At 69.3% G+C, this 24406-nt stretch carries 25 protein-coding genes; 16 read left to right on the top strand and 9 right to left on the bottom strand.

All coding sequences use genetic code 11. From position 1 onward, the window contains the following. The first annotated feature begins 79 nt into the window (after nucleotides 1-79). Nucleotides 80-745 (top strand): GntR family transcriptional regulator, encoded by a 666-nt coding sequence (locus AC07AG_RS29520; protein WP_478759161.1) that lies wholly within the window; start codon nucleotides 80-82, stop codon nucleotides 743-745. A gap of 41 nt (nucleotides 746-786) precedes the next feature. On the opposite strand, the gene AC07AG_RS29515 is transcribed toward AC07AG_RS29520, so the two are convergent. Further along, nucleotides 787-1251, bottom strand: coding sequence for a hypothetical protein (locus tag AC07AG_RS29515; RefSeq protein ID WP_478759160.1), 465 nt, complete (start codon nucleotides 1249-1251; stop codon nucleotides 787-789). Nucleotides 1252-1723: 472 nt separating this feature from the next. On the opposite strand from AC07AG_RS29515, the gene AC07AG_RS29510 reads away from it, so the two are divergent. From AC07AG_RS29510 to AC07AG_RS29495, 4 genes are all read left to right on the top strand, one after another. Continuing rightward, the gene (locus tag AC07AG_RS29510; protein WP_478759159.1) at nucleotides 1724-2383 is read left to right on the top strand and encodes a class I SAM-dependent DNA methyltransferase; all 660 of its coding nucleotides are present in this window, start codon (nucleotides 1724-1726) and stop codon (nucleotides 2381-2383) included. A gap of 138 nt (nucleotides 2384-2521) precedes the next feature. Then, nucleotides 2522-2977 (top strand): hypothetical protein, encoded by a 456-nt coding sequence (locus tag AC07AG_RS29505; RefSeq protein WP_478759158.1) that lies wholly within the window; start codon nucleotides 2522-2524, stop codon nucleotides 2975-2977. A gap of 166 nt (nucleotides 2978-3143) precedes the next feature. Beyond that, complete coding sequence (locus AC07AG_RS29500; protein WP_478759157.1) at nucleotides 3144-3680, top strand: NUDIX domain-containing protein; 537 nt, start codon at nucleotides 3144-3146, stop codon at nucleotides 3678-3680. Nucleotides 3681-4075: 395 nt separating this feature from the next. After that, complete coding sequence (locus AC07AG_RS29495) at nucleotides 4076-4624, top strand: DUF1062 domain-containing protein (protein ID WP_478759156.1); 549 nt, start codon at nucleotides 4076-4078, stop codon at nucleotides 4622-4624. 115 nt (nucleotides 4625-4739) lie between these two features. Here AC07AG_RS29495 and AC07AG_RS29490 read toward each other — a convergent pair whose 3' ends face one another. Further along, entirely contained in the window at nucleotides 4740-5339 is a 600-nt protein-coding gene (locus AC07AG_RS29490) for a hypothetical protein (protein WP_478759155.1), read from the bottom strand. Between the two features lie 448 nt (nucleotides 5340-5787). On the opposite strand from AC07AG_RS29490, the gene AC07AG_RS29485 reads away from it, so the two are divergent. The 4 genes from AC07AG_RS29485 to AC07AG_RS29470 all read left to right on the top strand — a co-directional run bounded on the left by AC07AG_RS29485 (nucleotide 5788) and on the right by AC07AG_RS29470 (nucleotide 8720). Further along, entirely contained in the window at nucleotides 5788-7599 is a 1812-nt protein-coding gene (locus AC07AG_RS29485; protein ID WP_478759154.1) for a hypothetical protein, read from the top strand. A 22-nt stretch (nucleotides 7600-7621) separates the two neighbouring features. Beyond that, complete coding sequence (locus tag AC07AG_RS29480) at nucleotides 7622-8128, top strand: hypothetical protein (protein ID WP_478759153.1); 507 nt, start codon at nucleotides 7622-7624, stop codon at nucleotides 8126-8128. A gap of 110 nt (nucleotides 8129-8238) precedes the next feature. Beyond that, entirely contained in the window at nucleotides 8239-8538 is a 300-nt protein-coding gene (locus tag AC07AG_RS29475) for a hypothetical protein (protein WP_478759152.1), read from the top strand. Continuing rightward, entirely contained in the window at nucleotides 8535-8720 is a 186-nt protein-coding gene (locus tag AC07AG_RS29470) for a hypothetical protein (protein WP_478759151.1), read from the top strand. The genes AC07AG_RS29475 and AC07AG_RS29470 overlap by 4 nt, the downstream gene beginning before the upstream one ends. A gap of 420 nt (nucleotides 8721-9140) precedes the next feature. Here the strand turns inward: AC07AG_RS29470 and AC07AG_RS29465 are convergent, their stop codons facing one another. Beyond that, on the bottom strand, nucleotides 9141-10115 hold the full coding sequence (locus AC07AG_RS29465) for a helix-turn-helix transcriptional regulator (RefSeq protein ID WP_478759150.1): 975 nt from the start codon (nucleotides 10113-10115) through the stop codon (nucleotides 9141-9143). 136 nt (nucleotides 10116-10251) lie between these two features. On the opposite strand from AC07AG_RS29465, the gene AC07AG_RS29460 reads away from it, so the two are divergent. Together AC07AG_RS29460 and AC07AG_RS29455 are read left to right on the top strand one after the other, a co-directional pair. Then, the gene (locus AC07AG_RS29460) at nucleotides 10252-10647 is read left to right on the top strand and encodes a RidA family protein (protein WP_478759149.1); all 396 of its coding nucleotides are present in this window, start codon (nucleotides 10252-10254) and stop codon (nucleotides 10645-10647) included. A 281-nt stretch (nucleotides 10648-10928) separates the two neighbouring features. After that, complete coding sequence (locus AC07AG_RS29455; protein ID WP_478759148.1) at nucleotides 10929-12092, top strand: hypothetical protein; 1164 nt, start codon at nucleotides 10929-10931, stop codon at nucleotides 12090-12092. A gap of 81 nt (nucleotides 12093-12173) precedes the next feature. Here AC07AG_RS29455 and AC07AG_RS29450 read toward each other — a convergent pair whose 3' ends face one another. Together AC07AG_RS29450 and AC07AG_RS29445 are read right to left on the bottom strand one after the other, a co-directional pair. Beyond that, complete coding sequence (locus AC07AG_RS29450) at nucleotides 12174-13007, bottom strand: PIG-L family deacetylase (RefSeq protein ID WP_478759147.1); 834 nt, start codon at nucleotides 13005-13007, stop codon at nucleotides 12174-12176. Between the two features lie 381 nt (nucleotides 13008-13388). Continuing rightward, the gene (locus tag AC07AG_RS29445; protein WP_478759146.1) at nucleotides 13389-14330 is read right to left on the bottom strand and encodes an endo-beta-N-acetylglucosaminidase H; all 942 of its coding nucleotides are present in this window, start codon (nucleotides 14328-14330) and stop codon (nucleotides 13389-13391) included. A gap of 239 nt (nucleotides 14331-14569) precedes the next feature. Here AC07AG_RS29445 and AC07AG_RS29440 point away from each other — a divergent pair, with 239 nt between their 5' ends. Further along, nucleotides 14570-15790 carry a metallophosphoesterase gene (locus AC07AG_RS29440; protein WP_478759145.1) on the top strand — a complete coding sequence of 407 codons (1221 nt, stop codon included), beginning with the start codon at nucleotides 14570-14572 and terminating at the stop codon, nucleotides 15788-15790. Between the two features lie 31 nt (nucleotides 15791-15821). Here AC07AG_RS29440 and AC07AG_RS29435 read toward each other — a convergent pair whose 3' ends face one another. From AC07AG_RS29435 to AC07AG_RS29425, 3 genes are all read right to left on the bottom strand, one after another. Further along, nucleotides 15822-16598: a class I SAM-dependent methyltransferase gene (locus AC07AG_RS29435; protein ID WP_478759144.1), complete on the bottom strand. Its 777-nt coding sequence runs from the start codon at nucleotides 16596-16598 to the stop codon at nucleotides 15822-15824. A gap of 305 nt (nucleotides 16599-16903) precedes the next feature. Beyond that, nucleotides 16904-17329 carry a DUF4267 domain-containing protein gene (locus tag AC07AG_RS29430; protein ID WP_478759143.1) on the bottom strand — a complete coding sequence of 142 codons (426 nt, stop codon included), beginning with the start codon at nucleotides 17327-17329 and terminating at the stop codon, nucleotides 16904-16906. 133 nt (nucleotides 17330-17462) lie between these two features. Then, a complete protein-coding gene (locus AC07AG_RS29425; RefSeq protein ID WP_478759142.1) occupies nucleotides 17463-17909 on the bottom strand; it encodes an anthrone oxygenase family protein in 447 nt (148 codons plus the stop codon). Between the two features lie 90 nt (nucleotides 17910-17999). Here AC07AG_RS29425 and AC07AG_RS29420 point away from each other — a divergent pair, with 90 nt between their 5' ends. From AC07AG_RS29420 to AC07AG_RS29405, 4 genes are all read left to right on the top strand, one after another. Next, a complete protein-coding gene (locus AC07AG_RS29420) occupies nucleotides 18000-18578 on the top strand; it encodes a TetR/AcrR family transcriptional regulator (RefSeq protein WP_478759141.1) in 579 nt (192 codons plus the stop codon). 228 nt (nucleotides 18579-18806) lie between these two features. Further along, a complete protein-coding gene (locus tag AC07AG_RS29415; RefSeq protein ID WP_478759140.1) occupies nucleotides 18807-20453 on the top strand; it encodes a sensor histidine kinase in 1647 nt (548 codons plus the stop codon). Nucleotides 20454-20465: 12 nt separating this feature from the next. Further along, nucleotides 20466-21110 (top strand): response regulator, encoded by a 645-nt coding sequence (locus AC07AG_RS29410; RefSeq protein WP_478759139.1) that lies wholly within the window; start codon nucleotides 20466-20468, stop codon nucleotides 21108-21110. Nucleotides 21111-21279: 169 nt separating this feature from the next. Next, nucleotides 21280-22704 (top strand): PP2C family protein-serine/threonine phosphatase, encoded by a 1425-nt coding sequence (locus AC07AG_RS29405; RefSeq protein ID WP_478759138.1) that lies wholly within the window; start codon nucleotides 21280-21282, stop codon nucleotides 22702-22704. Nucleotides 22705-22761: 57 nt separating this feature from the next. Here the strand turns inward: AC07AG_RS29405 and AC07AG_RS29400 are convergent, their stop codons facing one another. Next, a complete protein-coding gene (locus tag AC07AG_RS29400) occupies nucleotides 22762-24261 on the bottom strand; it encodes a DNA-binding protein NsdB (RefSeq protein ID WP_478759137.1) in 1500 nt (499 codons plus the stop codon). Nucleotides 24262-24406: the final 145 nt, after the last annotated feature.

The following is a 24406-nucleotide window of genomic DNA, read 5'->3' as shown; positions in this document are numbered from 1 at the left end:
GAGCCATCTAATGGTCAACTGATATATCAGCTTGTGCGGTAAGGTATGGGAGCTCGTGCGACAGGTCAAGGGGGCTTTCATGCAGCAGCTGGACACCGCGCCCAGGGGCGAGGAACTGTCCCTTGCCGAACGGGCCTACCGCGCGATTCGCGACTGGCTCGTGATGCTGGAGATCCGCCCCGGGGCGCCGATCAACGAGGACCAGCTGGCACAGTCCCTCGGCGTCGGACGGACCCCGGTGCGCGAAGCGCTCAAGCGGCTCCAGTACGAGCGCCTGATCACGACGTACCCTCGGCGCGGCACCTTCGCCACCGACGTCAACATCACCGACCTGGCCCACATCTCAGAGGTGCGCCAGGAGTTGGAGCCCCTGGCCGCAGCCCAGGCCGCGCGGCGCGCCACGGCCGCGGACCGGGCGGCCCTGACGGCGCTCCAGGAGGAGCTGGACGCCGTGGACTCCGGTGCGCACGACCCGGCCGAGCTGATGCGCCTGGACCTTCAGGTCCACCGCGCCATCTACGCGGCCACGCACAACCCGTACCTGGAGGACACCCTCGTCCGGCACGACAACCTGGCCACCCGCATCTGGTGCCTTTTCATCGACCGGCTGCCCGGCATGACCGGCCACGTCCAGGAGCACGGCCCCTTGCTGCGGGCCATCGTCGCCGGCGACCCCGACAAGGCGGCACAGCTCACCCGCGGCCATGTGGAGGGCTTCGAGCGGGCCATCCGCGAAGCCATCTGAGGCGCTTCGTCGGAGTGCACGTAGCAGGTCGCTGTTCGGCCTCACCCCGGGTCCATGAGGCCGGTGCGCCGCGCATAGTCCTCGAGAGGCTCTGCCGATGCCCACCACGACCGGTAGTAGTCCCGGAAGGAATTCACGGCCTCAGCCGTCTCCAGGCTGTGCCCGCTCATGAAGGATCCGTCCGCCGTCAGCAGCAACAGGACCGCGGTGTCGTCGATGATCGCCATATTGACCGCGTCGACACCGCTGTTGGTGGTCACGACGCGGGCGTGGTAATTGGCGAGGCCCTGCATCTCTGCGTGGTGCTCGCGCAGCCACAAGCGCATGGCGCTCCTGCCGGGCTCCTGGGCGGGGACACCGATGATGCGGTTGAACGACGCGCCGGGATTACGCCGGGTCCAGTCCGCCGCCGCCCTGAAGTACTCCTGTGCGGCAGGGGATTGGAAGCTCGGCGGCGCCGTGTTGCGTACGTAGCTCGTGTAGACATGACGCTCGGCCGTGCGCACCAGACGGACGAACGACAGGAAGAACCGTCGCTCGTGCGGTAGTGCGTGGAAGACGCAGGAGCCTGACGGTCGCGGATCTCGATGGCGATCGACAGCAGGACGTACAGGACCGCGTAGATGAGCGGGATCTGCCACTTCACGTCCCACGCGAAGAGGTTCGCGACGATCGATCCGCCCATCACGAACAGGAGAGCGAGCAGCAGCAGCTTCTGCTCGACGGACTGCAAGGTGACCACGCGCCGCACCGGCCCCGCCCCCACCCCCATCGCGCCTTGCGCACCGCGCCCGCCGCCAAGCGGGTGGACACGCGCTTCGTGTCTACCCTCCAAGCCGGATGAGGATGCGCCAAGCCGAGTGAGGATGCGGCTCCGAAGCAGCTCGCACCAGGCCCTGAACCCCTCTCCGCCCTCCCGCCCTTCCGGCCTTTCCGGCCCTTCCGGCCGACGGCTGGTTCCTGGGATAGCCTCCGGGAGTGAGCACCGGACAGGAAGGCCCAGCGGCCGAGAAGTGGCTGGCGGACACCCGGGCGTCCTACGATGCCGACGCCGCCAGCTACGCGGACGAGACGCGCAACCTCCTGGCCGAACTGCCGCCCGAACAGGACGTCATGGCGCTGTTCGCCGAGCGGGTGCGGGCGCACGGCGGCGGGCCCGTCGCGGACGTGGGGTGCGGGCCCGGCAGGATCACCGCCCACCTGAGGGACCTCGGCCTGGACGCCTTCGGCATCGATCTGTCGCCCCGGATGATCGAGGTGGCGCGGCGTGAGCATCCCGGTGTGCGGTTCGAGGTGGGGTCGATGACTCAACTCGACCTCGCGGACGGTGCGTTGGCCGCCCTGGCCGCCTGGTACTCGATCATTCACGTCCCCGATGACGCGATCGGTGAGGTCCTCGCCGGATTCCGTCGCGTGCTGCGGCCCGGCGGTCTACTGCTGGTGGGTTTCCACGTCGGCGACACAGCACCGCCCGAGCCACAGGAGAACCGTGAGCGCTGGCCGGAGTCCTACGTCCGTCGTCGCCCGCCGAGCCAAGTGGCCGCATGGCTCGAAGAGTCCGGCTTCACCCTCGAGACCCACCCCACGCTCACGTCGGCCGCGCGCAAGCTCGGCGGAGTGCTGCTGGCCCACCGCTAGGCGTCCGAACCGGGAGCTCCGCCTGACGGCCGACTGAGTTTCGGCCCCACCCGAAAGTCCTGGAGACGGCCCCCGCGACCGCCTTAACGTCGGTCGCGCCGGTCCATGGGGGCCGGCCACCGTACAAGGGGGAAGAACGTGACCGTGTCCACCAAGCCCGTACTCAAGCACGCCAGGACCGCTGCCGCCGTGGTGGCGATCGCGACCGCCGCCACCCTGGCGGGCCCGGCGCCCACCGCGAGCGCGGGCGGTTCATGCCGTCCGCCCTTGTGCTCTCAGACCTGGAACAACAGCGGGCAGGGCTTCTACGCCCTGAAGAACTGGTGCAAGAGCAGTGGGAGCACCGGCAGTTACACCACCAAGAAGCCCACCTGCAACAACCAGAAGAGGAAGTGGCTCGACCCCGGGGAGCGGACCAAGGGCAATCAGGACTGGGACGTCTTCCAGGTGAAGAAGGGACGCTGCTTCAAGGTCGACTTCGAGCTCACCCCGGGCCGCGACTTCTCGAAGAAGTACAACCGCGAGAACAAGAAGACCATCTACGTCAAGGTCGCGAACAACGCCTTCGCGAAGGTCCGCAGCTCCATTTGCTGATCCGGCCGCAAGTGGCGCAAGCGCCGCAACGGGCACGTGGGCCAGCGGCTTGTGGTGCCTGTGCCCGTGCGGCCGTGGCAGCCGTCGTGCGCCAATGGCCTGACCCACTGGGCATTTCGGTCGGGTGTCAGTGGTGTCTGGGACCGTGTGCGTCGTGGATGAACTCGTGGAACGTGTCGATGCGCAGGACCGAGTGCTGGGAGTGGTCAGCCGGAGGGAGGCCGTCCGGGAGGGCTGGCTGCACCGGGTCGGCGTGGTGGTGTGCCGCGATGGGCAAGGTCGCTTTCTCGTCCATCGGCGTGCCGAGCATCTGTCCCGTTTCCCAGGGCACTACGAACTCGGCGTCGGGGGCGCCGCGGGAGTCGGCGAGTCCTATGAGCAGGCGGCTGCCCGTGAGCTCAGCGAGGAGCTGGGGGTGCGGGCGACAGTGTGCCTTCGGTTCAAGTTCCTCTACCGGGGTGGGCTCAGCCCTTACTGGCTCGGGGTGTGCGATGCCGTGCTTCCGGAGCTCGTCGCCCCCGATCCGGGAGAGGTGGCCTGGCATGGGTGGCTGACCGAGTCCGAGCTGCGGCGGACTCTGCGGCAGTGGACCTTCACTCCTGACAGTCAGGAGGTCTTCGATCGGCATCTTGCCTGTGCGGCAGACACCTTCGGCGCGACCCACCCCTACGCACGCAGGACGGCTGCCCCCGACACCCCATAACGGAGACGATCGTCACGGCCGCACTGGCAGCCAAGCCCGTACGGGTCTCGCCCTCGCCCGCACTGCGGCGTGCGGCCGAGATCTGGGGCAACCGCATCCAGTACGGGGCGAGCGGAGAGGCCCCGGCCCCGGACACGTTCGAGCAGGCCGCCGCCCACCGGCTCGGCACGACGGTGCACGGCAGGGCAGGCAAGGAGAAAGCCTCCGCGCGAAAAGCAGTGGAACAGCGCAGTTGTACGCCGCTACCGTGCTGCGCGACCAAGTCGTCTGTCGTCTGGGCAAGGACGTGCCGTTGTACACCCTGTGAGACCTCCCGAGTGCTGATTCGTCGCGCGTCGCGCATGTGCGCCGCGCTGCTTTTGCTGCGGACTTCTCACTGAAACCGGTGTACTTCTGTGCTCAACGACTGGGTGGTCATGCCCACCTGCCTGCCTACCGTTCTCCGGCGCTGCCACTCGTGCGCGTCCAAGCGCTTCCGGGCCAACGGAAAATTTCGCGTCAACGCACACCACAAGCTCATTGACGCCTGGCTCCTCGTGCTCTGTGCAGCGTGCGGGGAAACCGCGAAGCTCACGGTCCTGAAGCGGATGAATGTGCGCTCCGTACGACCTGAGCTGCTGGACCGGCTGCACGACAACGACCTTGGCCTGGCAGCCGAGTTGCTGCAGGATCCGGTCATGCGGCGCCGCAATCGCATCGCCCTCGACTGGGACGACGCCTGGCGCCTCGACACCGGCGGGTCGGACCATCTGGACCGCGAGGTGATCGACGTCTCGGTCCGCTTCGCGGCGCGGATCCCTGTCCGGCCGGTGCGTGTCATCGCTGAAGGCTGCGGTCTTCCGCGCTCCGAGGTCGAGCGACTGATCACGGAGGGGAAGGTCGTATCGGCGGTCCGGCTGAGCGGCAAGCTCTCCGGCGACTTCACCTTCACGCTCAAGCGCTGAGCCCGCCTGGTGCCCAGGGCCTGCCCGGCAAGCAATACCCGCCGAACAGGCCCTGGGCACCATCGCCGCGTCCTCGCCGCGGCGGATCGCCGGTGGCCCTGCACGTGGCTGCCCGTCAGCAGCGCAAGCCGACGATGCCCCATCCGCGACGCTCTGCCTCCATGGCCACTTCGCCCCAGTCGGCGAGGAGATCGGTGAACTGATCAAAGGTCGAGACCCAGCCGCTGGGCTCTGCGGCATGCAGGTCGAACGGCTCGCGCAGGGCCTCCAACCGGGGCACCGCCTGCCTCCACCACTCCGCGATCACGGGCGGATCCTCGGGAGGACACCACACCAGCAGGTCCGTGTCCCAGCCGGGCACCCGCTCCGGCAATCCCGTGCCGGCACTCTCTGTGAACTCCAGACCGTCCCAGAACAGCGCGTCGAGGAACCGGTCCAACACCGTGCGCACAGTCGGTTCGACGGACTCACGCATGTGATCCCAGCGGTGAGCTGCCCGGACGTGTGGTTTGTAGGAGCCAAGGGAGTTCTTGAAGGCGTACCTGCCGTACCAGTCCTGTCCCGGGCTCACGGGCCAGGACCAGCCGTGCTCGAAGAGATCGTCGCTGAACGCCTCGCCGAAGGCGGCATCAGTCAACAGGCCGTCCCGATCGCCGGGCGCCGCCTCCTCCACCCTCGCCCACTCCACCACCAGCAGCTCTAGATCCACTCCCATCGCGCCAGCGTACGACCGTATGGCCACTGTGCATGGCGTTGCTGTCGGAGCCGTCTGCGAGAGGCGGTGGCGCGCCGCACTCAGTCACCACATGGCCGCTTTCCTGGGGCGTCGTCAAGGCCTGTATTGACCACCTTCGGCTCCGAAGGTAAGTGACCCTCAAGCTGGTTCCAGCTAGGGGGGCAACGATGACGCATCAACGTGCCTGCGCTGTCGGCAGGATCGGACGCCATCCCACTGAGGCGGCATGCGCATGAGCTGCTGGCCTCCCTGCTCGGAATGGTGTGAGTGCGTTGACGGCGGGTGCCGACCGACGCCGTTCAAGCCCAATGCCGTCCGTATCCGGACCGACGACGGTCGCCATCTGCGGGCTGTCCACGGCCCGAAGGTCTTCTTCGGATACCTCGGCCCGACGTCCGAGAGCCCGGGGACGTGGGACACGTTCCTGATGGACGAGCCGACCACCTGGCCTGTCCGCAGCGGGGACCAGATGGTGCTGCGTGCCGTTGACGAGATGTGGCGGCCGCTGACGGACACCTTGATCCGTGTCGACCACGGAGTTCGGATCCTGCCCAAGAAGGGCAAGAAGGATGCCCCGCCCGTCTCGTACCAGTTCGGCGGCCCCGACCGTCCCGTGTTGGTGTCGTCTCCGTTCCCGCCCGGCTACCCGGGCTACAAGCCCGGCGACCCGGGCGAGTGGACGTTCACGATCACCAAGATCGGGGCCGGCGGCCCTGCTCCTGCCGGCACGCCGATCGACACCGGCGATCGGGCGACATTCAGCTTCGCCACCCGCAATCCCGCTCAGCCGGAACGGTCATGGCGGCTTCGCGACGACACCAGCCCTCAGCGCGTCGATGGTGACGCCGAGCCCGGCGGACCGCCGCCCACCGTGTTCACCGTCGAGTTCAGCGAAGTCCGGTCGGATCTCGGCTGGCGCCCGCCGCCGGGTGCTCCCTGCCGCCAATGCGCGGGCGTCACGGCGGTCGTCACGCGCCGCAGCACCGGTGCGCCGATCGCCGGCGCGCGGGTCATCGCTCTGGCGCCGAGTGAGCCGTTCGCCGGGGCCACGCCACCGGAGCCGTCCGACGGCCGTGCACCCTTGTCCGCATTCATCGAAGGCGCCGACCGGGACTGCGTGCCCGCAGGGCCGCTCAAGCTGCAGGCCACGGCGAACCGTTTCCACATCGCGACCGTCACGGCCCAGGTTCCTGGCCAGGGGGCCATCGATGTGCCGATCGCCATGGACTGCACCATGGTCACCGGCCAGGTCCTCGATTCCGCGAGGAGCCCCATGCCCGGTGAATGGGTGTTCCTCACCGACCCTCAAGGTGCGGCGCTGCTGGACCCCGACGGCAACCCATACCAGACCAAGACGGGCCTCGACGGGCGCTTCCAGTTCGCGTGCGTGCCGCACACGACGGTCAAGCTCGCCACCGAACGGCATCCCAGCGCCGATCAGATCGTGACCATCGGCCCCCCGGACCAGCATGTCGAACTCGTCGTGCCCCTCACCGCCGCCACCCTCGTCGTCCGGGTCGTCGACGCCGACAACAACAATCAGCCGCTCGACGGTGCCAACGTCCGCCTCACCACCAGCGACACCCTGGCGCGCACCGACACCACCAGCGGCACCCCGCCGCAGGCGACCTTCGCCACCGTCCTGCCCGCTGGTAACGCCAACGTGCGCGCGACGATGACCGGTTACCTGCCGAACAACGTGTCCGCGGTCATCCCCGTATCCGGGACGACGACCATCACTGTCCCGCTCCGCCGCGACATGGCTGTCCAGAGGCCGACCTCGTTCGTGATGCAGCTCGACTGGGGCACCCTCCCGCGCGACCTCGACCTGCACTGCTCCGGTCCCGACAACGCGGGCGAGCGCTTCCACTGCTACTTCAGCGCCATGCGGCCAGTGCCCTTCATCGGCCTCGACGTCGACGACCGCGACGCCACCGGACCCGAACGCATCACCCTCGCCCAGGTGGGCGGCGCGTTTGTGCCGGGCGACTACCACTGCTGGATCCACAACTACTCCGGCGAGCAGACCTTCACCAATTCCGGTGCGTCGGTGGCGCTGCTCAGCCTCGACGCCAACTCGCTGCCCACGCAGCGCGGCCGCTGGGTCATCGCCGACCTCCTCAGCGATACCCCGGCCCGGCTGTGGTCCGTGATGCGGTTCGCCATCGATGTGCAAGGCCAGCTGACCGTCACCCCCGTCATGACATACCAGTCCGGAGACTGGGCCACCGTCCTTTAGCAGCCCGCCACGGAGACCGCACATGCCCGACAACCGGCATCAGACCACGCTGCAGCGACTTCTCGTACTTCACGAGGCCGACCTCGCCGCCCTGCGCGAACAGTCCGCCAGGCTCCGGGAGATGCTGCGCCGCAGGCCGCCCCGGCCCGACAGGCTGCCCAAGCCCCTGCCGTCACGGACGGCGCTGCAAAGCGACCTCGCCGACATCGAGCGGTCGATCTCCAAGCACGAGCAGATCATCGCCCTCGGCCGTGACGAACGTGTCGGGGAGATCCTGCAGGCCGTCGCCGATGATGTGGAACTTGCAAGGGAAGCAGCCGCGGACCCCCATGCCTTCGCGGCACGGCATGGCATCGAGCTGCCGGACACCCTGATCATCGACGCGCTCATCGTCGGCCGCGATGTGTCCGCACGCATGAGCAACCTCGACCCGGAGATGCCCTTCGAGATCGTGTGGACACAGGAGGGCTTCCAGGCACCACCGGAACAAGATGCACCGCTCCGTCGCGACGTCACCGAGCCCGCATGAAGGCACGTTCACCAAGCCGCTGACCGGCTCGTACAAGCTCCCTGTCATGACGGGTGGCTCGGCGGCGGTTTTTCGAACTCGGGGGCCGCCAGTGCTCGTAGGATGCCGGGATGCCCAAGCCGATACCGATGAGCCGCCGCATTCGGGTTGCCGTGTGGGTGGTGCTGTGCGCGGCCGGTCTCGCCGCCACCGCTGCACTGAACGCCTCGTCGGCACCGGACCCGCCGTTCGAGAAACCCGTCAGCGCCGAGTGCGCCGAGTACATCGCGGATATCGAGAGGCAGTTGGCGAAGGCTGAGCGGGAGGACGAGGGAGACGGAGACGGAGTGCTGGGCTTCTCGCGAGTCCGGGTCGGCACCGAGGACGACTGCCGCGACGAGTTCCGCAACCACTTCGGCGGCGATCGGTGAGCCGCGGTACCTGGCTCGCCGCGATGGCAGGGCTGACCGTCGTCGCTGCCGGGCTGATCATCGCCGTGGGCACCACGTCTGAAACGGAGCCGCGGCCCACGCCTTCGCGGGTGTACTCCTCCTGCCTGGCGGCGGACACCAAGCCGATGCCTGCGGACGCCGACCCGTGCGACGGCCGCTGAAGCCCGCCTGTGCGACTGTCCGCCGCAGGACGGCAGGACCCCCCGATCGAAGCGGGGCTTCGGGCTGCTGCACGCAGGGGACGAACTCCGCCAACTCGATGACCACTACAGGTCCGCTCATGGCTCGGAGCGTAGCCAGCCGGACTCCTCATCCCCCGTAGGGGCAGGTAGACGCCTGGGGGCAGGCCGACAACCTGCTGCGGGAGCCGCGCGAAGATCTATTTGAAGATTCTCCGGGACGGTGAGCGGGTGAAGCAGGCGAGCGGCTTCGTCCGCCGTGCTCCTGCGGCGCGATGCCGCCACCGGGCGAGCCGCCGCTTTCGTCCGCGGGGCCGCCTTGTTGGCGCCTTCCCAATTCTTGGCGCTCCACGGGGACTTGACCTGGTAGCACCCGGTCGCCGGGGGGGGCGGAACGCTCGGTCAGAGCGGCTCGCCATAGCGCGCGGCGAACGCTGCGGCGCGGTCGCGCAAGGCGGTGCGCAGCGACTGCGGGGACAGCGCTTCCGCGTCCGTGCCGAGCTGCCACAGCGCCCATTCGGCGTGACGTGAGTCCTGGTAGGTCACCTCAAGCCGCAGCCAGCCGTCCGCGTCGGGGTCTTCTGCGCGGACGGCCAGCGCGGTGTCCAGCAGGTCCTCCCGCCGCGCCGGGTTCACCCGCACCAGCACGGTGATGTGGTCGCCGCCGGAGAGGAACCGCGCGGAGCGTTCCCGCCAGATCCGGTCCAGGTCGACCCGGTTGGGTCGCTGTGCCGTTTCGGGGAGCTCCTCGGCGGCAAGCACCCGCGACAGCCGGTAGGTTCGGTCCGCGCCGGTTCGCGTGGCCAGCAGATAGCCCCGGTCGCGTACGGTGACCAGGCCGATCGGGTCCACCGTGCGCCACTGTGGCGCCTGGCCCGTGGCCGCGTAGTGGATGCGCAACTTGTGTCCGGCGAGCACAGCGCGACGTACCTCGATCATGGTGGTGCCAGGCACCTCCTCGCTCACCTGCCGACGTGAGAGCAGGTCGGTCTCCGGGTCGACGAGAAATCGCTGGACCGCGTCGCTCGCGGTGGCGCGGTGGCCCTCGGGCAGCGCGTCGAGCACCTTGCGCATGGCCGAGGCGAGCGCCGAGCCGAGGCCGAACACCTGCTCGCCGCGCCCCGACCCGGCGGCCAGCAGGGCAAGGGCCTCGTCGTGGTTGAGCCCCGTGAGCTCGGTCCGGAAACCGGGCGACAACGCGAACCCGCCGTGCCGCCCGCGTTCGGCGTAGACCGGGACGCCGGCCGCGGACAGCGCCTCTATGTCGCGCAGCACGGTGCGGGTGGATACCTCCAGCTCACGGGCCAGCGTGTCCGCGGTCAGCAGACCGCGCTGGCGCAGCAGGAGCACCAACGAGACCAACCGGTCGGCGCGCATGCGAGAACTTTATCGAAATACATGACCAAGGATGTCGTGATTCGTTGCGAGGCTCGTCAACACGACATCGGAGCCGGCGGCTGCCGAGCCGATGGACGTACGAACTCCCCATGAATCGAATGGAGCTGACGTGGCGATGGAAAGAACTGCGGTCAACCCGGTGACCTGGTCGGCGGAGATGGGATTCAACCAGGGCGAGGTCGTGTCCGGGCACACCCGGACCCTGTACATCTCGGGGCAGACCGCGATGAGCGACGAGGGCAAGCCCCAGCATGACGGCGACATGGCGGCGCAGTTGGCGCTGAGCGTCGACAACCTGGAGGCCGTGCTCGGCGAGGCAGGCATGACTCTCGCGAACCTCGTCCGCCTCAACGTCCACACGACCGACGTCGACCTGCTCTTCCAGCACTACGGCGTGCTGGCGGGGCGGTTGGGCGCCGCCGGGGTGGCACCGACCACCACGATGCTCGGGGTCACGCGGCTGGCGATTCCCACCCTGCTGGTCGAGCTCGAGGGAACCGCCGTCGCATGATGCGAAGGCACCGCCGGCAACGCCGTGCGGTGCCAAGCGGACCGTTCTCACCTGAACTCACCTCACCTCACCTCACCTCACCTCACCTCACCTCAGCTCAGCTCAGCTCACCTGAACTCGCTGAAGTCACCTGAACTCACCTGGCCGAAACCGCACATGACCGAAACTGCACCTCTCGATACGTCATGTGACGCATTGACCTCACAGCACCATCGCGGTTGCATGCTTGTGGCCCTCCGGTGGGGAACTGGAGGGCGGACCGAGTCCTACCTGGGGGGAAAATGAGGGGAAATACGAACCGGAGCGCCACCAGACGCGTGCGGGCGGCCCTGAGCGCGGCGGTCGCGGCCTGCGCCGTCACGGTGGTGCTGCCCGCGACGCCCGCCTCGGCCGAGACCACGGCCGACACCACAGCCGAGACGGGCGTCGCGGGCGCCCGCGGAGCCGGTGTCGAGAGGACCCGCGGAGCCGGTGTCGAGAGGATCAGTGTCGCCGCCGACGGCACCCAGGCCGACGACAACTCCGGCGGCGCCTCGATCACGCACGACGGCCGCCGCATCGTCTTCTCGTCGTCGGCGAAGAATCTCACGCCCGACGCCGCGACGGGAGGCGAGAGGGTGTTCCTCCGCGACCAGCGGACGAGGCAGAACGAAAGGATGGGGAACCTCGCCCCGCTCCAGCCCCCGGTGATCAGCGGGGACGGGGGATACCTCGGCTATGCGCACCAGTGGATGGACAACGTACGGATTCGCCAGTATCAGGTGAGCACGGGGCGCACGGCGTCCCTCAACTGCTCGGCCTACACCTGTGACCAGCCGTCGCTGAGCGCGGACGGCCGCTACACCGCGCATGTCATCCGCTCCATCAGGCAACCGTCGTTCGGCCAGCGCATCGAGGTGCAGGACTGGGACAACGGCGGCAGCAATGAGACCGTCGCCGCCCTCGACCACACCCAGCCGTCCCGGCCGTCCATCAGCGGCGACGGCCGCCATGTCGCCTACCAGAACGGCAAGACGAAGGACGTCCTGGTCTGGGACAAGACCGACGGCACCACCTCCGCCCCGATCGAGGGCCCGTCCCAGGATGCGACGCTCGTCCAGCTGAGCAACGACGGCAGAAAGGTCGTCTACCTCTCGGGCTCCGACACCTACGTCCACGACGTGAGCTCGGGTAGCGCCCAACTGGTGCCGAACGTGCGGGGCGTGGCCATCGATCCCACCGGCCGCTATCTGCTGTACGCCCCGCACGACACGAACGCACCCTCGCTCACACTGCGCGACCTGCAAGCGGGCACCGACGAGATCGTCTCGAACCAGCCCGCCTCGGCCGGGACCGACGCGGTCAGCGCCGAGGGGCGTGACGTGGTGTTCCAGTCCACCGCCGACGACATCGTGCCCGGCGACACCAACGGCAAGTCGGACGTCTTCATCCGCAGCTTCTACTGACCGCCCCGGCCATCACGACGTGAGTACGACGAGGAGCACGACGAGAAGTTCGTACGGAAGGTTCGGCGAGCGGAGCGGTGATCAGCGCAGTCCGGCGAAGAGGTCGTTCTCGGGTACGGGCGCGCCGGTGGCGTCCTTGACGCGTACGAAGGTCTCCATGCCCATCAGCTCGCCGAACCTCTCCTTGCCCATCTTGAGGAAGAAGATGTTCTCGCCCTGGCTGGCGTGCGCGGCCAGTGAGTCGAACTTCTGACCACTGAACGCGATGGTGTCCACCCACGTGGTGATCTCGTCGTCGGGGAGGCCGATCTCGGCCATCGCGGCGGCCTCGGCGGGATCCGGCTCCGGCATGTCCGGATGGAACTCGCGCATGATCTCGCCGAACCGCTGCATCCCCGAGCGGGGCATCGTCGTCCAGTACACCTTCGGCGTCAGCGAGGTCATCTCCAGCGCCGCCATCGTGATGCGGTGGGCCTGGATGTGGTCGGGGTGGCCGTAGAAGCCGTTCTCGTCATAGGTGACGACCACGTCGGGACGGTAGTGCCGCATGAGTTCCGCGAGCCGGGCGGCGCCTTCCTCCACCGGGGTCTGCCAGAAGGATCCGGGGGCGTCGTTGCTCGGCCAGCCCATCATCCCGGAGTCGGCATAGTCCAGCATCTCCAGATCGCTGACCTTCAGGACGTCACAGCTCTCCTCGAGTTCTCGACGGCGCATCAGGGCGACCGCCGCCGGATCGTGCCCGGGATCGCCCGGCTTGACGCCTCCCGGTCCATCACCGCAACCGCCGTCGGTACAGGTCACGAGAACCGTGCGGATTCCTTCCGCCGCGTACCGCGCGAGGACGCCTCCGGTTCCGGTGGCCTCGTCGTCGGGGTGGGCGTGTACTGCCATGAACGTCAAGGGCCGGTCAGTCATGAAAAGCAGTCCTCCTGCAGAAATACGTCGTGCTTCGAGTGCGCGGCGGGCGTACCGCGAGATCCAGGGGCCCGAATCCCGGCGGGGCGGACGACCTGATGGCCCCCGTGTTCCCCGCCGTGCGGCGCCGGTCCCTCGGTCGATGCAACAGCGCCGACCGGACCAGCTGTTCCCGACGCGGCCACTCGGCCTTCCAGGCGCCGACGCTTCCGCGCGAACGAGGGTGCGTCGCCAGACTTGGCCGACCCGCACCGCGCCCCCGACATCGTTGTCATCGCTGTCGAAGACGCGGCCCGCGCGGATCGCGGTTCTAGCGGATCGCGGTTCTACGGGAAGCGGCAGGTCCCGAGGGAGCGCCGCGCACTGGGGCCTGCGGTCGCTCTACGGCTTGTAGACGGCGCCACTGCCGTACAGTTCCCTGGTGAACGCGGAGACATCGGCGCTGCGGTCGGAGCCGTCGAGGTTGTACGTCAGATAGACGCCGTACCCCTCGCTGACGGTGCGGCGGGCGAGGTCGGCTGCCGTGCTCTGCGAGGTTCCGCCGATCTCGACGGCCGCCGGCGAGAGCTTCGACTTGGGCAGCGCGATACCGGGGACCTGCCAGGAGCCGTAGTAAGGGTTCCAGGCGTAGTCGAACTTGGACGAGACGTCGACACCGCCGTAGGACAGGCGTGACGCGGCCGGGCCGATGTTGTAGAGGCTGATGATCTTGTCCGGCATGTTCGCGCGCAGCGCCGTCACCAGGTGCACGAACGAGCTGGCGTTGGGCTGGCCGGTGCCGTTGTTCCCGTACTCGGCGTACTCGTCGTCGAAGTCGATGCCGTCAAGACCGTACTTGGTCACGGTGTCCGACATCTGCTTCGCGAACCCCGAAGCCGCCTGCTGGGACGGGAAGTTGGCGAAGCCCGCGCCCTGGTGGTTGCCGAGCACGGAGAGGACGACCTTGATGCCCTTGTCCTGCAACGGCCGTATCTGTGTGTCGGCGTTGTCGAGGACTCGCTGCACGTTCTCGTTGAAGTGCAGATACGCCTCCTTCTTGCTCGTGTCGTAGTTGATGTTCGCCGCGAAGATCACGGCGACGTCGAAAACGTTGTCACCGCCGTTGGCGAGGGTGTACTTGCCGACGTTCAGCATGCTGTTGTTGTTCACCTCGACGTACGCCACCGAGGTCGGCCCCTGTTTCGCGGGAGCGGGGGCAGGGGCCGGTGCGGGGGCGGGGGCCGCCGCCGCGCCAGTCGTGGCGGTCGTGCCGAAGGCGAGGGCGGCGACGGCCGAGAGCGCGAGCGCGGCCGTCCGCACTCTGCTCCGTACCAGAGTGAACATCGTTGATCGGTCTCCCATCACATGGGTCGGCGCCCGACCTGTTCGAAAGCGCCGAGTGAGCCTCCGAGTTTTCCTCTCCCGTGACCGAATCCCAAGAATCATGCGCAAACTCTTCACGACTCCTGCGCACGTCGCGTCACAGCGCAATGGTCGGCAAGACCTCGCCTCGGGCAACCGGATAGATTGCGCGCGTCGGCAGTCTGCCCGGTCGGCAGTCCGGCTACTTGAGGAGGGGAAGCGTGACCGAGACCAGCGAAGCCCGATCCGCGGACGATTCGGCGCATGCGACCCAGCAGAGCCGACTGCGCCGCCTGATGCGTTACATCCCTTTGATCGCCCCCGTCCTGCTGTGGACCGTCCCGTGCTGGGTGCTGCTGCACGCAGGCCAGCACTGGCCGCTCCCCGTGGCATGGGGCGGCACCGCCCTGTTCGCTCTCGGTCTGATCGGTATGCCGCTCGCGATGATGCGCGGCCACGGCAGGCGCCAGCAGGACTGGGCGGCGATCGTCGGGGACACCCTTCTCGGGGCGAGCTGGGTGCTGTTCACCTGGTCCGTCCTGCTCGGCGTTCTGCTGCGCCTCGCCCTGACCGTGGCGGGCGCGGGCGACGGGCAGAGCCGGGCCCGGATCGTCACCTGGGCGGTCCTCGGCGTCACCGCCGTGCTGCTCGCCTGGGGGTACGCCGAGGCCCGCCGGGTGCCACGGGTGCGCCGGCTCGACGTACAACTCCCCCGCCTGGGAGCCGGATTGGACGGCACCCGCGTCGTCCTCATCACCGACACCCACTACGGCCCGCTCGACCGCGCCCGCTGGTCGGCGCGGGTCTGCGCGACGGTCAACACCCTGGAGGCCGATCTGGTCTGCCACACCGGGGACATCGCCGACGGCACGGCCGAACGCCGCCGCGCCCAGGCCGAACCGCTCGGCACCGTGCGCGCCACCCGGGCCCGGGTCTACGTCACCGGAAACCACGAGTACTACAGCCAGGCCCAGGGCTGGGTCGACCTGATGGACGAGTTGGGCTGGGAGCCGCTGCGCAACCGCCATCTGCTGCTCGAACGCGGCGGCGACACCCTCGTGGTCGCCGGCGTCGATGACGTCACCGCCGAGTCCTCGGGCCTGCCCGGTCACCGCGCCCACCTCGCCGGAGCCCTGGACGGCGCCGACCCCGACCTGCCGGTCCTGCTCCTGGCCCACCAGCCCAAGTTCATCGACCGGGCCGCGGCGGACGGCATCGACCTCCAACTCTCCGGCCACACCCACGGCGGCCAGATCTGGCCCTTCCACCACCTCGTCCGCATCGACCAGCCCGTCCTCGCCGGCCTCAGCCGCCACGGCACCCGCACCCTCCTCTACACCAGCCGCGGCACCGGTTTCTGGGGCCCGCCGTTCCGCGTCTTCGCCCCCAGCGAGATCACTCTGCTGGTACTCCGCTCCCCGCAGCGGCCCTCCACGCCGTAACGGGCAACTCAAGGCGCTCGGCGGGGAGGTCCTACGGGGTGGCGCGCAGGAGGACGAGGGATCCGTTGTAGGTCGGTCGGTTGCGCAGGTGTCCGAAGGCTTCGTCCCAGGCGCCTGAGCCCAGGGCGTGGCGCAGGGAGGTGTCGAAGTCCTGGCGGGCGCGGTCGTCGATGAAGCTCCAGGCCGAGCAGGCCTGGCGGGCGGCGGGGTTCAGGAGGAGTTCGGGGCGGCCGTAGTACGCCTCGTTGAAGCCGTCGGTGCAGTCCAGCGGGATGGGGACGGGCTGGGCGGTGGTGGTTCCGCCGAGCGCGGTCGCGAGCCGGTCCAGGGACGGGTAGCGGCGGGCTTCCACCTCCAGGACGTCGGGGGCGTATTCGTAGAGCCAGAAGTCGCGTACGCGTGCGGGGTCGCAGGTCAGCACGGCGACGGGGCCGCGGGTGACCCGGCGCATCTCGCGCAGCCCGGCTTCGGCGTCGGACCACTGGTGGACACTGAAGAGGGTCATGGCGGCGTCGAACTGCCCGTCGGTGAAGGGGAGGTCCTCGGCGACGGCGTCGATGGCGGTGGCGAGCTGGGCAGGACGACGGGCGCGCATCGCCAAGGAGGGTTCGACCGCGGTGACCGTGTGCGCCGCGATCTCGTACGACCCGGCGCCCGCACCGACGTTGAGCACAGTGCGCGCATCGCCGAGGGCTTGGGCGATGACGCGGGCGATGCGCTCGTCGGGGCGACGGAAAGAGGCATGCGCCGGGCCGACGGCCCTGTGGTCGACGCCTCCGGCGCTGCCGTCGTAGGTGCGCATGACCATGGGGGGACCTCGCCTTTCGGGCCTGGCCGGAGCTGCGGCATCCGCGCACCGATCGTCGGACTCCATCTTGCATCTGCCACATGGAATCTCATAGTCGCCTGGCGAATGCTTGGCCGATCGACCAAAGAGTGCCGCATATGCGTCATCACGCTTGGAGGTTGTGCCCGGGCGCGGGTCGTTGGCTGCTCACTCCGTGGGGGGCTGGCTCCGTGGGGGGCTGGCTCCGTGGGGGGCTGGCTCCGTGGGGGGCTGGAGGGCTGGAGGCCCTGGACCTCAGGCGCCCACCGACACGCGCCAAGGTGGCGTCAGGCGGGCTGCGGGGCGGGTGTTGCCGGAGCGGACGCGACCTTGCGGGTCTCGCGCAGTATCAGCAGGCCGTTGACCACCATCAACGTCGCGGTCAGGGCGTGGACGCCGAGTGCGGTGGCCACGGAGCCGTGGTGGGCCAGCACGGTGGCCATGTCGCCGTACGCGGCGAAGGCCTCCACCACCAACAGCCAGCCCAGCGCCCGGCGGTGGCCCGTCACCAGCAGGATGCCCAGCCCCAGCGCCATCACGACGTCGCGGATCCCCTTGACGATCAGGAAGCCGCCGCCGTCGCCGGACGGCCAACTCGGCAGGCCGAAGCCCGGCGCCGTCGTCTCCGGACTCACGATGAACTCCAGCCCGAACCAGAGGATGAAGAGGATGAAGGCGGCGGCCAGAACGGTGTTGATCTTCTTCAGCGACATGTTCTTCTCCTTGCGAGTCTTCGTGGATGTGGAGGTGGATGCGGATGCGGATGCGGATGTCGGGACATCGGCGGCCAGCCGCCGCCCGGGGAGCGGAGATCGTGCGCCACCGGCGCGGTGTCGGCCCGCGGGCTCAGGCGAGGGCGGCGACCAGCAGGGCGAAGGCGGCGATGATGACGGCGACGCGGACGTAGTGGTAGCGGTCCCAGCGGTTCATCTGCTCCTTCCAGTCCTCGGGCCGGTTCTCGGGGGTCCACGTCTTGCCCCGGTTGTTGATCGGGACCAGGAGCAGAAGCGACATGACCACGCTGACGATCAGCAGCGCACCGGCGGTGACGACCAGGGCGGCACCGTCGTGGTGCCATCCGGCGACGGCCCAGACCGCGACGAGGACGAGCGAGCCGATGTACCAGACCGGCATCACGGCGCCGAGCATCCGGCCCCCGTGGGCACGGGCGAGTTGGCCACTGTCCTCGGGGAGGGCGTTGAAGATCCGGTTCATGACGAAGGCGACGGAGAACTCCACCCCCACCATCACGCCGACGATCACGGTGGTGACTACCTCAAGTGCGTTGAGCATGACTACCTCTCAGGAATCTAGCGCCGCTAGGTGATGAGGCAACGCTAGTACTGCTGCCGCTCGCTTGTCTAGCGGTGCTAGGATCGAATCATGTCGGTACAGGAACGCAAGGAGCGTGAAAGGGCGGCCCGCGAGCGCCTCATCGTGGCGACGGCCCGCCAACTCGCCGAGCAGCAGGGCTGGGACGCGGTCACCACCCGTCGGCTAGCCGAGCGCATCGAATACAGCCAGCCCGTCCTCTACAGCCACTTCCGCGGCAAACGGGAGATCATCGGCGCCGTCGCCCTGGAGGGTGCCGCCGAGCTGGCGGCGGCGGTACGCGCCGCGACCGCCGCCGCAGAGGGGCCCCGCGAGCAGGTGTACGCCCTTGCCCGCACCTACCTCGACTTCGCCGACCGCAACCCGGCGGTCTACGACGCCATCTTCCAGCTCGACGGCGGTCTCCCCTACGCACAGGAGGACACCCCGGAACCGCTCAAGGACGCCTTCGCCGCTTTGCTGGAGTGCCTCGGCGAGGTCGCCGGGGACGGTGTCCACCCGGGGCTGTACACCGAGGTGTTCTGGGCGTCCCTGCACGGGGTGGCCACCCTGACCCGGACGGGACGGCTGCCACCGGAGGAGACCGAGCCGAGGGTGCAGCTGCTGGTGGACCGGCTCGCCGTGGTCTGACACACCGTCCCGGCGGGCAGGCGAGCAGGCGGGTAGGGGCTGGCCGGCGGAAGTCTGGCCGGGCGTGGCGTGGTGCGCGCCCCGGCGTCTGGGGGTAAACCCCCAGGCCAGACGGAGGAAATCCACGTTCCGGCGTGCCCTGGCGGAGATCTAACGTGAGGTTGTCCGACCCCACCAGATCTGCGGCAGGAGACGTGATGATCGAGACCCGAGGTCCCACCAAGCGGTATGGACCCACCGTCGCCGTCGAACACCTTCGTGCTGCCCGCCGTCATCGGCGTGACCTCGGGGACCACCGTCGCGCAGTTCTTCCCGACCATCATGGCCGGTACGCCGCTCTCGCCCTCGGCGCGGGCTCGCGCACGCCGACTCGCCGTGACGCCTGACAGGACACTGGACGCCATGCACGTCACACGCCCGAAGGCCGCCGCCACCACCGGCAGCGCCTCCACTGGCACAGCCCCCACTGGCACCGTCACCACCTCCGGCACGCCGGTGCACCCCGGGACGGCGACGGGCACGCGAGGGGCGCGCGCGCTCGTGCGAGCCGTGGGGCGCGCCCCACTGACCCGACGGGCGTGGGCGGAGGCCGCGTACTGCCTGATCGGGTTCCCGCTGGGCCTGGTGGGCGGCGTGCTGCTCGCGGTGGCGCTGGCCCTGGGCGCGGGCTTCACCGTGTCGGTGGTGTTCGCCGTGCTGGGCGCGCTGCTGTTCATCACAGGGCTCCAGCTGGCACGCGCGCTGGGCGGCGTCCACCGCCGCCTCGCCGCCCTGTTCCTCGGGGATCAGACGCCCGCACCGGCGCCGCTCCGTCCGAGCGGCCGCCTGGTCAGCCGCCTCGACGCCCGGCTGTGGGACGGGACCGGTTGGCGGTCGGCGGCCTATGTCCTGGCGAAACTGCCGGTCGGCCTCCTGGGGGCGTACGCCGTCCTCTGGTGGCTGACGGGTCTCGCCAACCTCACCGCACCCCTGCGGTGGGCGGTGTTCGGGCAGCGTCCCGAGCCCGGTTCCTCCGAGGGCATGATGGTGCTCACGCCGATTCCCTTCGGCGGCAGCCCGGACGCGGATACCTTCGCCGGTACGTTCCTCGCGGTGGCCATCGGTGCGGTCACCCTGCTGTGCGCGCCCTGGGTGACCCGCCTGGTGACCGAGGCCGACCGCCGGCTCATCGGAACCCTGCTCGGGCCCGGACAACTGGCCGATCGGGTACGCGACTTGGAGGAGACGCGGGCCCTCGCCGTAGATGACTCGGTGGCGCTGCTCCGGCGCGTCGAGCGGGATCTGCACGACGGAGCCCAGGTCCGCCTCGTCGCGGTCGCGATGAGCCTCGACATGATCAGACAGCGGCTCAGCGAGCACGAGGGTGAGGGCGCGGGCAAGGGCCCGAGCGGCGGGCCACTGGATGTCGCGCGTCTGCGTCAACTCGTCGACGGGGCGCATCACAATGCCACCGCGGCCCTGACCGAACTGCGTGATCTGGCCCGCGGCATCCATCCCCCGGTCCTCGACGACGGCCTGCCGGACGCGCTCGCCACGCTGACCGCTCGCAGCAGCATCCCTGTCGACCTGGTGACGGAGATACCGGAGCGTCCGACCCCGGCGATCGAGACCATCGCGTACTTCTGCGCCGCCGAACTGCTGGCGAACGTCATCAAGCACAGCGGGGCCGGGCGGGCCGCCATCACGGTGGCGCAGTTGGACGCAAGGCTGCTCCTGCAGGTCGGTGACGACGGGCACGGCGGCGCGGACGCCGGTGCGGGGAGCGGCCTGACGGGACTCATGCAGCGCGTACGTACGGTCGATGGGCGGATGAATGTCGAGAGTCCCGAAGGCGGGCCTACGGCGGTCACCGTCGAGCTGCCGCTGCACGCGTGAGAACATGCCGCCATGCGCGTCGTGATCGCTGAGGATGCCGCGGTACTGCGGGAGTTGCTGGGCCAGATGCTCGTGGAACGCGGGCATGAGATCTGCGCGTCGGTGAGCGACGCGAGCGCCTTGCGCGCCGCGGTCGCCGAGCATCGCCCGGACGTCACGGTGACCGACATCCGGATGCCGCCGACGCACACGGACGAAGGGCTTCGTGCGGCCATCGACATCCGGCGGGACCACCCCGGCACGGGAGTGCTCCTCTTCTCCCAGTACGTGGAGACGAAGTACGCCACGCGGCTGCTTGCCGCGGGTTCGGCGGGCGTCGGCTATCTGCTCAAGGACCGCGTCGCGAACATCGCGGAGTTCACCGATGCGTTGGAGCGGGTGGCCGCGGGCGGGACGGCGCTGGACCCCGAGGTCGTCACGCAGTTGGCCGGGGCCGGTCGCCGGGCGGAGGAGCTCGCGCCCCTCACCGAGCGCGAGCGCGAGGTTCTTTCGCTGATGGCCGAGGGCCGGTCCAACGCGGCGATCGCGCAGAGCCTGGTCGTCTCCGCGGGCACCGTCGAGAAGCATGTGGCCGCCGTCTTCGACAAGCTCGGGCTGCCCGCGTCACATGACCACAACCGCCGCGTTCTGGCTGTCATCCGCTACTTGCGCGGGTGATCGGCGCCGCGCCGCCGGAATGCTCTGCTCCGAAGGACACAGACATATGCCAGAGACATGACCGCGTCGTGTGTTGCCAAATCCCTTACGGGGCACCCTTGGCTGTGCGAAAGTCATTAGCGGTCCATCCCGCCCGTTTGGTCGCACCGCATTCTCAACGGAGCACCTCATGCCGTCCCATGTCTTCGCGGACCGCCCTTCCGCCCAGCCGCCCGAGCGCGGCTCGGTCGAAGCGCTGATCACGCAGACGCGTCGGCTCCGCGGGGAAGTCGACGCCGTGCGCCGTGACACCGGGGCCGACGACGGCGACCCGCGGGATCGCTGGCAGCGCGCCCTGTGTGACCTGGCGGTCCATCAGCTCAACGATCTGGGCGACCACCTCGCGCAGTTGAGGGACGGACCCGTGCCGTCGGCCGCGACACCCGTCGCCCCTGCCGTGCCCGCGCCCCTCGAACCGCAGCGCGGTTCACTGCTCAGCCGGGTCGGCAGCGCGGAGTGGAACCTCCTGAAGGACGAGGCGAGTTGGTCGGGCGAGCTCTACCAGATCCTCGGGCGGGACCCGCAGGCTCCCCCGCTCTCCCTCGACGAGCTTCCCTCCCTGGTGCACGTCGACGACCAGCCGATGCTGACGGCCATGGTCACGGACTGCCTGATCGACGGCAAGCCGATCGACGGCGAGTTCCGTATCGTGCGGCCCGACGGCGGCGTACGACAGGTGCACATGATGGGCGAGCCCGTGCTCGCCGCTGACGGCAGCACCGCCTCGATGTGGGCGGTCCTGCGGGACGTCAGCGAACTGCGCCGCAGCCAGCGAGTGGTGCGCGAGACCCGTGACTCGTTGCAGCGCCAGCGGCACATCGCGCAGACAGAGCACCGGCTCGCGGTCGAACTGCAGGAGGCTGTGCTGCCGCCGTGGCGCGGCTCCCTGCGGTTCCCGCACGGCGGACCCGCGGCGCTCGACCTCGCCGCGCACTACCTCCCGTCCTCGACGAGCTCACTGATCGGCGGCGACTGGTACGACGCGATGGAGCTGCCCGACGGCCAGTTCCTGCTCAGCATCGGCGACCTCACGGGGCACGGCGTCACCGTCACGTCCGGCATGGCGATGCTGCTCGGCGCCGTACGCGGGATGGCGGTCGCCGGAGTGCGGCCTGGCCAACTGATGGGCTGGCTCAACCAGTTACTGGACACCACCACGCAGCCCGCGCTCGGCAGCGCCGTCTGCTGTCAGTACACCCCCACGACCCACACCCTCACCTGGGCGCAGGCGGGACACCCCGCCCCGCTGCTGTTCCGCGACGGGACGGGGCGCGCGCTGACGCCACCGGGCGGAGTGATCCTCGGGGCGACATCCGGAGCCACGTACGAGCAGGCCGAAGTGCAACTCGAGCCCGGCGACCTGCTGTTGCTGCACACCGATGGCCTTGTCCCCCGGCGTTCCAGGGACGCGGCCACGAGCCGGCTGCTCGCGCTCGCGCCACGCTTCATGGACACGCGGGGTGCGCAGGACTGTGTGCGGACGGTCGTCGAAGAGTTCGGCGTGGCCCCACGTGAGGACGACGCCTGCCTGCTGATCGCACGGATCAACTCCTGACCCGCGCCCGAGTGGCTCGCGCCCGAGTGGCCTGCGCCCGGCGAGCCGTGCCGGGTCCTATGCGCGGACCCGGCTGCCACCTCCGGTCTTGGCCGTTGCCTTGGGCAGGGCCAGTTTGATCTCCTCACGCAGGTCCTGGATCTTCGGGTAGCCCGAGTACTGAGCGGTCAGGCGGTACATCTCCCGCAGACGGTCCCACGTGCGGTGCGAGGAGTTCGACCCCATCGAGACCAGCGCCAACCGTGCGTACCGATCGGCCTGTTCGGGGTCGTCGCCGATGAAGCAGGCCGACGCCAGCGAGATGTAGTCGAAGATCTGCGAGCGATCGCGGCCCTTGGACCGCAGGTCGATCGCCTCCTTGGCATGGCGCTGGGCGGTGTTGGCGGCGGACGCGTCGTGATCGGCGAGGGTGCGGTAGGCCAGGGCCTGCATGCCGTGCATGTCCGCCTCGTCGAACATCTGCATCCAACTGGGCGGCGGCACATCCCCCTTGTCGGAGACGAACAGGTCCTCCGCGATGCCGAGTGTGCGGCGCATCGCCTGGCCCTTGCCCATCGACGCCTGTGCCCAGGCCTCGATGGTGTAGAGCATGGCCTGCGTGCGCGGCAGCATCTCCTCGCCCGGTCCCGCCTGGGCGAGTTTCATGAGGTCCAGGGCGTCGTCGGGCCGCCCGAGATGCACCATCTGGCGCGCGGCCCGGGACAGGGCCTCACCGGCACGCGGCCGGTCGCCCCCCTCGCGCGCCGCGTGCGCGGCGATCACGAAGTACTTCTGAGCCGTGGGCTCCAGGCCGACGTCGTGCGACATCCAGCCCGCGAGGACGGCGAGATTGGCAGCGACGCCCCACAGGCGTCGCTGGAGATGGTCGGGGTGTCGGTAGGCGAGCATGCCGCCCACTTCGTTGAGCTGTCCCACCACAGCCTTGCGCTGCAGCCCGCCACCGCGGGCCGCGTCCCAGGCCCGGAACACCTCGACGGATGTCTCCAGTTCCTCGATCTCCTGCGACCCGATGGGGGCGGCCTCATAGCGGTCGAACCCAGCGGGGTCGGCGTGCAGGGGATGGTCGGTACGAGGAGCGTCGGCAACGAGGGCCGGATCAGTGTGCAGCCAGTCGTGCATGGCGCTGCTGAGTGCGGAGCCGGCGGCGAGCGCGGCACCCGCGCCCACCAAGCCGCGTCGGTTGAGCATGAGGTCCATTCCCGTGAATTCGGTGAGGACCGCGGCTGTCCGTTCGGGCGCCCACGGCACGCCGTCGGGGTGCTCCACACCGCCGTCGCCACGCCGTTTCCCCACGCGCCCGTGCCGGACCAGACCAAGATCCTCAATGGTCACGACACGGCCGAGACGCTCGGTGAACAGAGCCGCCAGCACCCGGGGCACGGGATCGCGGGGGATTTCTCCCATGTCGATCCAACGCCGTACCCGCGAGGTGTCGGTGGCCAGTTGCGGATGGCCCATGGCCGCCGCCTGCCGGTTCACCAGTCTCGCGAGCTCCCCTTTTGACCAGCCTGCCAGGCCGAAAAGGTCCGACAGTCGGGTGTTGGGTTGTCCGTTCACGTCAAGCCCCCAGGTTCTCGGCTGAGTTGACAGTAACCCTCTGTCAGTTGCTGAGCGACTATTCGCCACGGTTCGCCAGGGTGCGCCACATGGTGTGCCAGGGGACGCCGGGTGTCAGGTAGGAATGCGCCACCCCGACCCGGCC

Source organism: Streptomyces sp. NPDC044044 (genome assembly GCF_056434405.1).
The sequence above is the reverse complement of the archived record's forward strand: the minus strand, read 5'-3'. Positions and strand labels throughout refer to the sequence as shown.